This window comes from Oribacterium sp. oral taxon 078 str. F0263 (genome assembly GCF_000469565.1).
Taxonomy (GTDB): domain Bacteria; phylum Bacillota; class Clostridia; order Lachnospirales; family Lachnospiraceae; genus Oribacterium.
Window position 1 is genome coordinate 53,578 of the sequence record NZ_KI273128.1, and the last position, 13,748, is coordinate 67,325.

The window sequence follows — 13,748 nt, forward strand, 5'->3', positions numbered from 1 at the left end:
CGTCTGTCAATCTTCCTCTCCCTGCTCCTTCCCGCAGAATCCGGAAAAGAGCCGTTTTTCTTTCCTTACTTACTTTGAGGACCGGCTCTCTCCCATCTCTCAGCCTCCGAGCTGCTCCTCCCGCGCCTTGATGAGGTCCCGGTTTTTCTTCTCAAAGTCATTCAGCTGATCATCACTGAATCGGCCCGCTTCGATGCTGCCGTGATACCAGTCCTTCCCTTCAAAATAAGTCCGAAGTCCGCTGTCGCTGAAGATCCGCCCTCTCCTGGCATAGATCTCGTTCCTCGCGATCCGAAGCTCTTCCTTCGTGAGCCCCGAAATCTCCTCCGCGCTGTAATAGCGGCTGTCGCTGTCCGGGAGGATAAAGCCTCCGCTGTCCGAAGGCGGCTCCGATTCCGTCAAGGCGGGAGAAGCCGACTCCGAATCGGACTCATTCTCCGGCTTCGGAGATTCTCCCTCTCCTCCGGAAGACTCCGCGGTCGGAAGCATCCGCTCCCAGCCCTTCTTTCCCTCAGATGTCTTCCGCTCCGCTTTCCGCTTCTTTTCCCCGCTCTTTCTCTCCTTCCCGCCGCTGCTGTCTTCCTCTTCTTCGTCCCGCTCTGTTTTCCGCTTCCTTCTTTTGTCTCTTTCCCGATCCCCTTCTCTGTCCTTCTTTCCTTCCCCCTTTCCTCTCTCAGAGCTTTCCTCAGAGAGAAGGGAGTCCTCTGTGAAATAACGGAACATAAAGAAACTCCCCGCGCCAAGAAGTGCCGAAAGCAAGAGGGCGAGAGCCAGGATCAGGGCCCCTTTGCCATTGAATCCCCTTTTCGGAGGTCTCTGCTTTGGAGCCGGGTAGAAGGCGCTTCCCTGTCCCCCTGCCCGGCGGTCTCCGTTCCCCGCCTGCTCCGTTCTCTTGCCCTCAGATGGGGAAGCACTCCCCTCTCCCCTCGGACGCGGCGCTCCGCAGTGCGGACAGAAGCTTGCTCTCTCCGAAATCTCGCCTCCGCATCTCTCACATTTCATACTCATCCCCCCGTTCACTTGCTCTGTGCCGATTGGACATTCTCCTGAACCAATGTCTCTCTCTTCTCCTCTACCTCGTAGAGATCAAAGCAGTCCTTCTTCTTTTTATAATTCTTTCCGAGTACGATCCTCCCCGCTCCGTAGACATTCCAGTCCACGACCTCCTCGGAAATCTCATGAATTCTCTCCCCCTCCAGGACAGAAAAGGTGCTGCTGCTCCGTGTGCCCTCCCTCTCAATCCCACTGTTGATATAGGTTTTCCCCCTGTAAAACCCGATATTGTCGACATGCTCCGCGATCCGCTCTCCGTTTCGGCAGAGCGTCCCCATCCCCTTCTCATCCAGGTCCCGGATGTAGTAGAAATCCTTTCCGGAGAGGAAGACCCCCCGGATCTGCGATGCCCCTCTCTCGATTCGCTCCGCATCTCCGATATGTCCGCCCCGGATCTGAAAGAGGGAGAGGTTTGTCTTTCCCTCCGCGCTGCTCATCTCAAAGAGACGCTTATTGTCCGGGTCCAGAATGTACTCCGCCTTCGGGCGGTAGTCCAGGCTTCCGAGCGCCCTTCCGTCGTAGTAGAGCTGTGCCTTGATCGTGAGAGAGGCGTCCTCCTGAAAGCTGTCATTTAATGCCTTCCCCCAGTTAGTCGAGGAGGGGAGCTCCGCAAGGCGGATCTTCTGCATCTTGATCTCGCTGAGCGGAATGGCAAGGAGCGCCTTTCCCGTCTTTTCCGTCCCGCTCTCGAGCTCTGCCTCGTCCAATATGACGGAGGATGCGAGAAGGCTCTCTTTTCTTCCATCGCTTCGGAAGAGATCTCCAAAGCCGTTCTCTCCCCCGCCCCCCTCCTTCATTTCTCTCCGAAGCTTCCGCTCCTGCTCCTCCGTGAGGCCGCTGAAATCAAAGAAACGGCTGTAGTCGAAATCGCCGGAGCGAAGAAAGAGAATCCCCTCTCCGCCGCTTTGGCCGCGGGCCTCCTTCGCATCCACCTCGATTTTCACCGTCCGCTCCCCCTCAAGGAAATAAAGGGCGCCCTTCCCGTCCGCATAGAAAAAGCGGTCCAGGCTTCCGTTATAGGACAGGGCCTCCGCGAAATTCTCTCCGACCTTTCTTCTCTCCGCCCCGCTCTCTGTGGAAAGGCGATAGAGCTTTCCCTCCGAATCGGCATAGATCAGCTCGCTCCCATCCTCGGAAAAAAACTGCTCCGCCGCATCCTCGCAGAGCTTCTCCATCTCGCCCCGGTATGAACCGAAGAAGAGCTCCTTTCCGCTTCGATACCAAAGCTTCTCTCCCTTCAGTATCCCGAAGTCGCTGACGGAATCCGCGATGCGCCTCGTCTCCTCCTTCCCTTCCGAAGGAGAAAGACCCTTCACACAGAGCCTCCCGCCCTTTCCGTCGAATTCCTCATAGAAGAGGATCGCCTTTCCATCCTCTGTGTATTCGGCTCTGTAGAGCGGTGTATAATACTCATTATAATCTGTAATCGTCCGATGATTAAGTGCTTTCTCCGTCAAAATCACGGGTTTTCCCCCGCTGTAATAATAAAGCCTTCCATCTGCGATATATAAAATTCCTCTTCTCTCCCTCTCTGCTCCCTCCTCCCGTTTTTCCGGGGAGAGGAGGCGGCTTAGGAAAAAGAGAGCGGCGAAAAGAAGGAAAAGCGCGAAGAGGGGAAGGAAAAGCTTTTTTCCCGAAAAAGGACGGAGAAAAGCATTTTGCCGCTTCCCTTCTCCGCCCTGTTCCCGCTTCTCGGAGGGCGCAGGATCAGCTTTTTCTTCGGGCTTCCCCCCGCTTTTTTTCAAAAAACTCATCTTTTCCCCTCCGCCGCGGATCGCTCCCGCTTTCCCTCATTCCTTCAATTGATTCCTCGATCGGCTCCGCTGTCCCGGGGATCGGGGATTCCTGCTGCCTTCCGGAATGCGGCATGGATCTTTTCTTTATGGATGGAATCCGTTTCTTCGTCTCTTCCTAGCCCAGGAAATTCTGAACCCAGTAACTCTGCCCGCCCTGTACGCTGTAGCCGATGCCGATGGAGCTGTATTTCGGATCCAGGATATTCCGGCGGTGCCCCTCGCTGTGCATCCAGCTGTCCATGACCGACTCCGCACTTTTCTGTCCGCTCGCAATATTCTCCCCCACGGCATGGTACTCCGTGATGCCCATCGGGGCGTAGAGCGAAGACCATTCCTGTCCGTTGGGTCTTGTGTGGCTGAAGAGAGTCCCCAGCTCCTGCGCCCTCTGCTCCGCGACCCGGTCAAGTGCGGAATTGTCGGAGAGCGGCTGCAGTCCGGCCCTGCTCCTCTCCTGATTTACCAGGCGGAGAAGCTCCGCCCGCTCGCTCGCCGCGCTGAGCGCGCTCCCGTTCGACCCTCCTGAGACCGCTCTTCTCTGTACGACGCCGTTTACCGTCCACGCGCCGTTTCCGTCCACGGTAAAGCCGTCCGGAGTCGTCGTCCCCGTGAGAAGCCAGCCGTCCGGTTTAAAATAATAGCACTCTTCGATCCTGTCACCGTTTCCGTCGATCCAGAGCCAGCCGCCCGCCGGATAATTCCCTCCTCCAAGATCATACCACCAGCCCCCTCTGCTGCTCTGCCAGCCGCCCGCATAAACCGCATTCGAAGCGAGCAAAGCGAGAATTGCCGCCGCCGCTGTCAGCTTTCTGATTTTCATTCCATTCCTCCTGTAAAGTCTGTCATACTCTTCCCGCTTCTTTCAGACGGGAAATCCGCCGCGCTCTCCGCGCGCCGGCATTTCTATCCTAGGAAAAAGCTCCCCTAAAGTCAATCTCTGCTTCTTTTCCATTTTCTTTCAAATTCGGAATTCCTGGGGCCTTTCCGGAGCTTCCGGCCGGATTCCAGCGGAAAATCCGCTCCTCCGGAATCCACTTTCCGAGCTCTTTCAGCAAAAAGTCCTCCATCCGCTCTCCGAGTCCTCTCCCGTAATGACAGACTCCGCCGTCATTCTCGTAGGGAAACTGCGCGATCACGGAGCGGGGGAGGGCGCGGCGAAGCTCCCGGAGATAGGCTCCGGAGATCCGGAAGCTCCCGACGCTCAAATCCCGGATCTCCTCCGGGGAGAATGTCCGAAAGACCTGATGCAAAAGCTCCAGATAGGCCTGCTCCCAGCCCGGGCAGTAGATCATGGGATCAAAGCAAAAACGGATCGGAAAGCCATAGGCATGCGCTTCCTCTGCGCTCTCAAGCCTCGCGCGAAGACTCCCCGTCCGCTTTTCAAAGGAGCGGATGATCCTCTCCGGGGAGAGCGTGAAGGCGAAAATCATCCGCTCCCTATCCTCCTTCGAAAGCCTCCCGGCGAAGTCCTTGAAAAAGCTTCGATTTCCCGACTTCGTCCGGACCTCGATCCGAAGCCCCGGCTCCTCCCTGAGAAAGTCCGTGAAGCGGAGAAGGAGGTGAAAGAGTCCCTCCAGCGCGAGGAGATCCGTATCATAGGAGACGCAAAGATACACCGTTCCCTTTCGCAAAAGCTCTCGAAGTTCGGAGAAAAGCTCCGGAAGATTCCAAAAGAGCACTAGATTTCCCGAGAGATACATCCCCTTCAGATAGCAGTATTCGCAGTCGTAAATGCAGTTCATCACGAGAGAGCTGTAGAAAAAGTTTTCCTCCCCAAAGCTCTGGCAGACCGGTGCGCCGGGATAGATCAGCCTCCCCCTCTTCCTGGCGAGGATCAGCTTCTGAGAGCGCTGCTGCATCTCCCGGTTCTGCCTCCTCCGATTAAATACATCCTTATAATGGGAGATCTCCACAAGCTTCGCGTCCGGAAAACGGCGGAGCAGCGGATCGAGCTCCGGATCCCCGATGAGCTCCTTCTCGATATAAATATGGGAAAATCCTCTCAAAGCTCCATGCCCTCCCGAAAATCCCGCGCAAAAATCCCCGGCGAAAAGCCACCGCAGCCTTTAAAACGAAAGGGCGCGCTCCAGAATGCGCTTCCCCTCCTTTTTATCCCGGCACGGGAGCTCCCCCAGCCGATAGAGCGCGTTCCAATATTCCCTCCAGTCCTCCCCGGAAAGCTTTTGGTAGAGAAGAAGCTGCCGAAGCCTCCCATCCATAGAGAGGGAGCAGTGGAGCGCCGCAGAAAGCTTCCCGATCTCGGCCTCCTCCTCTTCGGAGAAGAGCGCTGCACGGCTTCGAAGCTCCTCCGAAAGACCCTGCAGCTGTCCGATCAGGGAGGAGAGCACCGGCTCCTGCTCCGTAAAAAGCGCATTCCGCTGCTCCTCCCCCGCATCTTCCTGCAAAAGTCTCAGAAAAAGCATCCGATCCGGCGACAGGTAGTAGGAACCCGCCTCATAGATCGCCGCGGATTCTCTGTCAAAAAGCGCATCCTCCGAAATTCCGCTCTCTTCCCCCGCATAGAACCTCTCTCCCGAAAATCCCGTGCACTCCGGAAAGGGAAGGTCATAGAGCATATCCGGATAGAAGCTTCTCCCGCTGTCCAGATTCACAAGCTTATTCAGGAGGAAAAAACCGCTCTCCCTTTCTCGCTCCGGGCTCCGCAAGCTCCCCCGCATCCCTTCTCCCCGAAAAGAGCCAAGGCGCCGCGCGCTCCCGAAGGAAAGCAAGAAGTCCCCGCAGGAGACTCCCTCCGAGGAGAGCACGGAGGAGACGGCGGAGGCCGCCGCGATCTGCCCGCTCCCGCTCAGGCTCAGAAGCAGCTTTCCCTCCCTGTCCTGAAACTGCAAGAAGGCACTCCTCCCGCTCCGTTTCCTCCATCCTCCCCTCCGGATCAGAGGAGCTGCCTCCGGATAGGAGGCTGCGAAAAGATAGAGCACTGTCAGTCCCCCCTCCCGGAGGAAGAATCGGAGTCCTGTTCCGTTTTTCCCCCTGACTTCGCTCCGCTCTCCCTCCCCGGAGGAAGCGTCGCCGGAAGCGGAAGAAGCTCTTCGAAGCGGCGCTTTTCGGGAAGCAGGAGGGGAGAGCTTCTCTCCCTCTCCTTTCCGCCTCCCGCCTCCCGGAGGGCTCCCCGGCCCCGGCCCGCATTCTCCGTCTCCCCCGCCGCGAGATAGGCCTCCCGATAGAAGAGCTCCTGAGAATTCAGCCTCTCCCCGAGCGGATGAAGCTCCCGGTCGTGATACTTTCCGTCGGAGAGGAGCTCCTTTCCCTTCTCATCGTCCTGCATCCCCGTGTCAAAGATGTGGCGGATCCTCTCCTTCAGTGCCTCATCGTAAATCGGGGAGGCGACCTCGACTCTCCGAAGCGTATTCCTTGTCATAAAGTCCGCGGAGGAGAGATAGATTTTCTCCTCCTCTCCGAGACCGAAGCGATAGATCCTCGAGTGCTCAAGGAAGCGCCCCACGATGCTCACGATGCGGATATTCTCCGTCTCTCCCGATATCCCGGGGATGAGGCAGGAGATCCCTCGGATCAGCATCTCGATCCTGACTCCGGCCTTTGAGGCCTCCACCAGCTTTTCGATGATATCTTTGTCTGTGAGGGAATTGATCTTGATCCCGATATAGGCCGGTCTTCCCTCCGCGGCTTTTGCGATCTCCCGGTCCATATCGCAAAGGATCCGGTTTTGCAGGCAGTTCGGAGCGACCAGCAGCTTCCCGCTCTCCCGGACCGTCTCCCCCTGCAAAAGGCAGCGGAAGACCTCCAGGGCATTCCTTCCGATCTCGGGATCTGCGGTCATAAGGCAAAGATCCGTATAGAGCGCCGCGGTCTTCTCATTGTAATTCCCGGTCCCGATCTGCGTGATAAAGCTAAAGCCCGCCTCCTCCTTCCTCGTGATGAGGCAGAGCTTCGAATGAACCTTGTAGTTCCCAAGCCCGTAGATAATCTGGCATCCCGCTTCCTCCAGCCTCCGGGACATCTCGATATTGTTCGCCTCGTCAAAGCGGGCGCGGAGCTCCACCAGAGCAAGGACCTCCTTCCCGTTCTCCGCCGCCTCGCACAGAGCGTCCACGATCTGGCTGTGATCCGCCACGCGGTAGAGCGTGATCCGGATGGAAACGACATTCTCGTCTCTGGAAGCGTCCTGCAGCATGCTGAGAAAGCCCTTCATGCTCTCATAGGGATAGGAGAGCAGAATGTCCTTCCGCGCAACCTGAGAGAGCACCGACTCCGCGCGGGAGATCGAGGCGGAGGGGCGGGGGCTCAGCTTCTGGTAAAAGAGCGATGGGTTCTGCCGGAGCGCATTCTGGAGCTGGAAGACATAGGAGAGGTCGAGCGGCGTCGCGGAGCGGATGATATGGGACGCCGGTATCCTGAGATAATGCGCAATTTTCTTCTTCGCGCTGTGGTTCAGATCCCTCGTGAGCTCCACCCGCACCGGATTCAGACGGCTCCGCTTCTTCAGAAGCTGCTCCATCATGCCGCGGTAATCCATGTCCTCGTCATAGACGTCGTTGGCATCGATATCCGCGTTTCTCGTCACCCGGAGGATGGATTTCCCCTCCAGCTGATAATTCTGGTAAAGCTTCGAGACAAAGTGGAGGATCAGCTCCTCGGAGAGCATATGATAGCCCTTCCGTCCGGGGATCTCGATGAGACGGCGGAATACGGGATTGGAGCAGGGGACGATGCCGATTCTCCTTCTCCCGTTCCGCGTGCTGAGGAGCACCACAGCGTAGAGCTCCCGGTTTTGAAGGAAGGGAAAGGGCTGCTGCTTCCCGACGATCATCGGGGAGAGGTAGGGGCGGATCGCCTGGTCAAAATACTTCTCAAGACGCGTCTGTTCCTCGTCGGAGAGCTTTTGAAAGTTGATGATGTGGATGTCCTCCGGCTCGAGCTCCCCCATGAGCTGTTCATAGATGAGCTGCTTTTTCCGCTCGAGATGCTTCACCCGGCGGATGATCCTCCTCACCTGCTCCTTGCAGCTTAAATTCGTCTTATTGTCCCGGACCTTCTTCCCGGACTGCATCTGCACCATGAGGGTGCCGACCCGGACCATGAAAAATTCATCCAGATTGGTCTGGTAGATCGAGGCAAAGCTCAGCCGCTCCGCAAGCGGAACTCGCGGATTTCCCGCTTCGTTCAGAACTCTCTCATTAAATTGCAGCCAGGACAGTTCCCTGTTCTGAAAATAGACCGCTGCCTTCTTCTTCATCTCTTCCTCCCTGCGATATCTCCGCCGCCCTTTCCATGGCCTCTGATATCCCCGTGGACCTGTTTTTCGCGGTTTTCCGCCGCTTCTTCTGCCGTAAGGCAGAGCTTTTCTTTATTGCCGTGCCCGCCTCGCCTTCTGAAATCCGGATATCCTTCAGCGTCAGAAGCGCTGTGAAAAGGCGAAGCTTTACTGTCAAAATACAGCATTGCTTTATTGATTGTAGCAGAGTGAGAGGAGGGATTCAAGAATCCGGAAAAAGACAGCGGGATGCGGGGCGCGGACTTTGTTATAAATCTTCCCATTTCGAGACTTTTTTGTTAAACTGGGAAAACAGGTGCTGTCCTATGGCAGCTCTTCGCACGAAAACCGATCGCTCCCCGCTTCCCTTCGGGAGAGACAGAGCACGCATCCGGATCCACAACGATCCGCTCCGGGTCCCGCTTCGGCATGCAGGCTCCCATTCGGGAGGAGTAAAATCCGCATCTGAATCCCCCGCTCAGACCATGCCGGGCCGGGAAGGTTCGGCAGAGAGTGATCCACAGGGTATTTAGGAGGAAGTAAGATGATCAGCGCAAGGAATAAAATCAAGGGAACGATCCGCGAGGTAAAGGAAGGCGCGGTGAACGGCATCGTAAAGCTGGAGACCCCGAAGGGGCATAAGGTTTCCGCGACGATCTCCATGGAGGCAATCCGGGAGCTCGGACTCAAGGCGGGAAAGGAGGCGACCGCTGTCATCAAGGCGACCGAGGTCATGATGGCCAACGATTTCCTGAAAATTTCCGCGAGAAATCAGTTCCGGGGAAAGATCACCGAGATCCTTCCCGGTGCGGTGAACGCGATCGTAAAGCTGGATGTGGACGCCGAGTTCGGTCTGAGCTCCACCATCAGTCTCGAGGCCGTGAAGGAGCTCTCTCTCAAGGCGGGAGAGGAGGCTGTCGCCGTCATCAAGGCGACCTCCGTCATGATCAGTGTCGACTGATCACTGCTTCCTAACGTAAAGTAGCATCCCGGGATCCGTGCTCTCCTTCCGCTTCTCCCCCGAACACTTTTGAGGATAGGGTTTAGGAGGAGAGGATTATGGCTTCCGGGAAAGGGAAAGCCGGGGCTCAGCTCCCCGGCTTTTTTCGTGCCGCCCTCCAGTATCCGGGATCCCCATCCCGGCTCGGACAAAGATCCTTCAGATAGCAGCTTTCACATTTTGGCTTTAATGAGCTGCATCGTGTCCTCCCAAGCGCCATGACCCTGGTATTCCAGCGGGTCCAGAACTCCCTCGGGAGGGAGTCCTGAAGCTGCAGCTCCGTCTTAAGGGGATCGGAGGATTTCGCGAGCCCGAGCCGATTCGACACTCTTCTCACATGGGTATCCACCACGATGGAGGGCTTACCGTAGACCCGCCCCAGGATCAGATTGGCGGTCTTTCTCCCCACACCGGGAAGAGCCGTCAGCTCCTCCAGCTGATCCGGCACCCTCCCCCCGTACTTTTCGAGAAGCACCGCCGCGCAGGCCTTCAGATTTCTCGCCTTGCTGTGATAAAAGCCGATGGAATGGATGTCCCGCTCCAGCTCCCGGAGATCACAGTCTGCAAAGTCCTGCACCGAACGATACTTCCGGTAGAGAAGGTCCGTCACCTTGTTGACTCTCGCATCGGTGCACTGCGCGCTGAGTATCGTCGCAAAGAGAAGCTGCCAGGGAGTGGACGCCTCGAGAAAGCTCATCGGGACCTCCCGGTAATGCTCCTCTAAGCGCTTCATGATCTCCCGGACCCTTTTTTCTCTCTCCTCTCTCTTCTCCGTCTCAAATTCCATCGCCGCTGTCCCCCAAACTCTAAAAAACAGTGCGGGAAAGCACTCTGCCGCCCGGTCTTCTCTCCGTAAAAGGCCACTCCCTCCTCATAGCTACCGGCGTCTTGGCCTCTGTCCGAAGCGCTGCACGGCCCCTCTGCGCTCTCCTACAGCTTAAGATGAATTTCCCTCCCTGTCTCCTGGTATTGATAATAGCGGACCCCCGCCGCATCCAGCATCCTGCGGGAGGCCCGAAGCTCCGGAGTATCCGCATACTTATCCTCCCGGTAGACAAGCGTCTTGATCCCGGCCTGAATCAGGGCCTTTGCACACTCATTGCAGGGAAAGAGCGTGACATAGAGCTTCGCCCCCTCCAGGGAACCGCCGCGGTAATTCAGGATCGCGTTGAGCTCCGCATGGGTAGAATAAAAATACTTCGCATTATAGGGATCGTCGCTCACATGGATCTTCGTCCAGGGGAAAAGGTCGTCCGAGCAGCCCCTCGGAAAGCCGTTATAACCCATGGACAAGATCTTATTGTCCCGGGAGACGATGCAGGCTCCCACCTGTGTGCTGGGGTCCTTGGAGCGCCGCGCAGACATCTCCGCGACCCCCATGAAATACTCCTCCCAGCTGATATAATCCTCTCTCTTCCCGCTCTCCGACATCACGGCTCTCCTCTCTCCGCATCCTGCGATGAAGCATCGATTCCTCGCTTCTTGAATAGCTATGGTCCCTCTCCCCGCCCCGAAGGGGGCAGAGCCTAGAGGATGATCTCCCGCATCCCGGCCGCCTTCCGCATTCTGTTCATAAGGGCGAAGCCGACGCCCCGGTCCGAGCAGCTCTCCGCGTAAATCCTGTCCTTTTTCTCCTCATCGAATTCCCGGAGGAGCCGAAAGAGCGATCTCGTCATCGTGAGCATCTCCTCCCTGCTCCCGAGAACCTTTACCGAGAGAGTCCCGTCCGGACTGTCCGGGGGATAGAAAGGCCTTGTCTCCTTTACGCAGAGGATCCCGACCCTCTTTCCCTCCGAAAGCTCTCTTTCCGCCCTCTCCCGGATCCAGCGGGCGGTCCTTCGGTCGGAGAGCTCCCTCTCCTCTCTTCCGATCGCCTCTCCCCTATCCCGAAAGAGCCTCGTCGTCACAAGATACATCTCGGCCTCCGGGGCATAATGCCGGTACTTCATACCGGGCGCCCTGGGATGCATCGTCTCCGAGACAGTGCCGGACAGGATTGCGGGGTCGATCCCCACCTTCTGTCCGAGAAAGGCCGAGAGCTCCTCCGCCGTGACCGCCCCCGGGCGGAGCAGAATGGGCGTATCCGCGCTCAGATCGAGAATGCTGGACTCCACGCCGATCCCGACCGGTCCCCCGTCCAGGATCATATCGATCCTTCCTCCGAGATCCTTCGCCACATGTCCGGCCTCTGTCGGCGAGGGCTTCCCGGAGAGATTTGCCGAGGGGGCCGCGATCGGGACGCCGCTCTCCGAAATCAGACGGAGTGCGCACGCATTTTCCGGGCAGCGGAGCGCCACTGTGTCGAGTCCTCCGCTGGTCTCCCTCGGGATTTGCTCTGTCTTTCTCAAAATGAGGGTCAGAGGACCGGGCCAGAAGCGCGCCATGAGCCGCCTGGCGTTCTCCGTGATTTCCGTGACCAAAGGCTCTGCATCCTTAATGCCGCTCACGTGGACGATCAGAGGATTGTCCGAGGGACGCCCCTTCGCCGCGTAGATTTTCCGGGCTGCCTCCGGACTCAGCGCATTTCCCCCAAGCCCGTAGACCGTCTCCGTCGGAAAGGCCACAAGGCCTCCCCTTCGGATAATTTCCGCTGCCTCTTCGATTCCCTCGATTCCCCGTATGATCGTCTCCATCTTTTATCTTTTTCCCCTGACTCTCCGACCCCTCCGCCGCGCCGGGCCTCCCACAGCGCTGAAAGGAGAAGCGCAAAGCAAGTCCTCTAGCCGTTCATGCGGAGATTTTCCCAGAAGCCGTCCGGCTCCTGCCCCAGCTTCCACGCGGCGACTCCCACGACGCCGGCCTCCCGGATATGCTTCATCTTAAGCTGCATGGACTTCTGATCCTCCATCCAGATCTCCTTTCGGCCGTCGCTGTCCTCTACCGAGCCGTAATTCTGCCCCAGCTCCTCGTCCCAGCTCAGATTGACGCCCTTTTGCTTGACCCATTCCTGGGCCCTCCGGATCCCCATCGCCTCCGAGCTCAGCTTCCCGTCGCTCTTTGTGATCCAGACCCTGGTATAGAAGGGAACGGCGATGATGACCTGCTCCTTCGGGATCTCCGCGATGGCCTCCTGGATCCCGCGGTCCACATAGGAGATCGAGGAGACGGAGCCGGCCTCCTTGGAGCCCGCGTAGTGCTCATCGTAGCACATAATGATGACATAGTCGCAGTAGGCTCCGAGCTCCTCAATATCGTAGTAGCGGTTGTAGTCATAGGGCACATAACAGTCCACGGAGAGGATGATCCCCTCATTTCGGCAGCGGACGGAGAGCTCCCGCATGAACTGAACATAATCCTTCCCCACCGACTCCGGGACCAGCTCAAAGTCGATGTTCAGCCCGTCGATGCCGCTGTCCTTCGCCGCCTGCACCAGGGCCTCGATCAGCTTCTCCCGGATCGACGTATCCCGAAAGAGCTTCTTCTCATCCACATCGCCCTGATCGAAGTTATTGACGGTCGCAAAGATCTGATAGCCCTTCGCGTGCGCCATCGCGACATAATCCGCATCCGCATAGCTCACGAAATTCCCCTCACTGTCGCTGAGAGAAAACCAGGTCGGCGCGATGACATTCATCCCCGAATTGCTCTGTGTGAGGGCATCCAGGCCCGCGTTGGCCTGGGGAGAGGTAATCTGGTGGAAGCCAAGCTCGATCTTGGATCCGTCCTCCCTCGTAATATGCGTGTAGTCCGGCGCCTGGAAGTCGCTTTTTGCGGTCTCCTTTCGGATATCCATGAGCTTACTGTTTCTGAGAAAGCCGATAAAGCCGTCCCCGGTCCTTACCTTGGACCACTTCTCCATGCTCTCCAAAACCGTGACCGTATCCCCCTTGGAGAGTATCGTCAAGACCTCGCTCTTCACGCCTCCCTTCAGGCGCACGGCCTCCCTCCCGGAAAGCGTCGCTTCGGTATACTGCCCCCTGCTGTTATCGAGAAAGATCCTCTTTTGCTCCGTATCCACAAACTGCCGGCAGCGAAGATCCGTGTACTGCATGATCCAGTCCGTATTCAGATAGAGCTGCTTCCCATCCTGAAAAAAGGCCGGACTTCCGTCCGAAAGCGTCTCGTCCGCATTGGTCTTCACGATCTCCTTCGGGAGGCAGTAGAGGAACTCCGAGACATCGGAGGCCCAGTAAAAGCGCTTATTCAAAGAGGCATAGACAAAATCATAGGGCAGATAGACATGGCCGTCCTTATAACGGCCGACCACGAGATAATCCTTCTCCGTCTTCTCCTTCTCATCGTTCAGATAGACCTGTACATTATCTCCCGCAACATCGAAATATTCGGAAAGATCCGCCCTTTTCGATGTCGGCATATACTTCTTCACATAAAGCATGGCGGCGCCGAGAAAGCCCAGAATGAAAAGGAAAAGAAATGCCGTCAGCACAGGAACGGGACTCCTCTTCCCGGCTCGGCGCTTCTCTCCTCCGTTCCGGCTCCGGGATCTCCCAAGCTCCCTCTTCTCCTCCTGCTCCATGAAATTCCCTCCCTCCGGCGCGATCCTTTAAGAAAAGCGCTGCTTCCGTCTAAGCTCGCCGGCAAGCTCCAAAGCGGAAAGCTTCCGCCGCCCTGCCGATCCGACCCGGGCCGTCTTCCGCCCGGATCTTTTGCGATTTCATCCTCTATCGCCAAAGCCCCGCTCGGATCGAGTCGTCGGCTCCGAATCCCC

Annotated in this window: 10 protein-coding genes and 1 pseudogene; 1 reads left to right on the plus strand and 10 read right to left on the minus strand. The window is 57.4% G+C overall.

Annotated features, from left to right (window positions below):
• Positions 1-99 precede the first annotated feature (99 nt).
• From HMPREF1986_RS10040 to ppk1, 6 genes and pseudogenes are all read right to left on the minus strand, one after another.
• A complete protein-coding gene (locus HMPREF1986_RS10040; RefSeq protein WP_196806129.1) occupies positions 100-1,002 on the minus strand; it encodes a YARHG domain-containing protein in 903 nt (300 codons plus the stop codon).
• 14 nt (positions 1,003-1,016) lie between these two features.
• Positions 1,017-2,807 (minus strand): hypothetical protein, encoded by a 1,791-nt coding sequence (locus HMPREF1986_RS10045; RefSeq protein WP_021774732.1) that lies wholly within the window; start codon positions 2,805-2,807, stop codon positions 1,017-1,019.
• 157 nt (positions 2,808-2,964) lie between these two features.
• Entirely contained in the window at positions 2,965-3,666 is a 702-nt protein-coding gene (locus tag HMPREF1986_RS10050) for a CAP domain-containing protein (protein ID WP_021774733.1), read from the minus strand.
• Positions 3,667-3,754: 88 nt separating this feature from the next.
• The gene (locus tag HMPREF1986_RS10055; protein ID WP_021774734.1) at positions 3,755-4,852 is read right to left on the minus strand and encodes an SPL family radical SAM protein; all 1,098 of its coding nucleotides are present in this window, start codon (positions 4,850-4,852) and stop codon (positions 3,755-3,757) included.
• 60 nt (positions 4,853-4,912) lie between these two features.
• Positions 4,913-5,785: a hypothetical protein gene (locus HMPREF1986_RS10060; RefSeq protein ID WP_021774735.1), complete on the minus strand. Its 873-nt coding sequence runs from the start codon at positions 5,783-5,785 to the stop codon at positions 4,913-4,915.
• Positions 5,786-5,787: 2 nt separating this feature from the next.
• Positions 5,788-8,073, minus strand: a pseudogene (gene ppk1 / locus HMPREF1986_RS10065) (polyphosphate kinase 1); the annotation flags it as partial.
• A 550-nt stretch (positions 8,074-8,623) separates the two neighbouring features.
• On the opposite strand from ppk1, the gene HMPREF1986_RS10075 reads away from it, so the two are divergent.
• A complete protein-coding gene (locus HMPREF1986_RS10075; protein WP_021774738.1) occupies positions 8,624-9,040 on the plus strand; it encodes a TOBE domain-containing protein in 417 nt (138 codons plus the stop codon).
• A gap of 127 nt (positions 9,041-9,167) precedes the next feature.
• On the opposite strand, the gene nth is transcribed toward HMPREF1986_RS10075, so the two are convergent.
• The 4 genes from nth to HMPREF1986_RS10095 form a co-directional block, all read right to left on the minus strand.
• Positions 9,168-9,866 carry an endonuclease III gene (nth, locus tag HMPREF1986_RS10080; RefSeq protein WP_021774739.1) on the minus strand — a complete coding sequence of 233 codons (699 nt, stop codon included), beginning with the start codon at positions 9,864-9,866 and terminating at the stop codon, positions 9,168-9,170.
• Positions 9,867-10,009: 143 nt separating this feature from the next.
• A complete protein-coding gene (locus HMPREF1986_RS10085; RefSeq protein ID WP_009215869.1) occupies positions 10,010-10,510 on the minus strand; it encodes a deoxycytidylate deaminase in 501 nt (166 codons plus the stop codon).
• Positions 10,511-10,605: 95 nt separating this feature from the next.
• Entirely contained in the window at positions 10,606-11,712 is a 1,107-nt protein-coding gene (locus tag HMPREF1986_RS10090; protein ID WP_021774740.1) for an L-threonylcarbamoyladenylate synthase, read from the minus strand.
• Positions 11,713-11,798: 86 nt separating this feature from the next.
• Entirely contained in the window at positions 11,799-13,556 is a 1,758-nt protein-coding gene (locus HMPREF1986_RS10095) for a glycosyl hydrolase family 18 protein (protein ID WP_021774741.1), read from the minus strand.
• Positions 13,557-13,748: the final 192 nt, after the last annotated feature.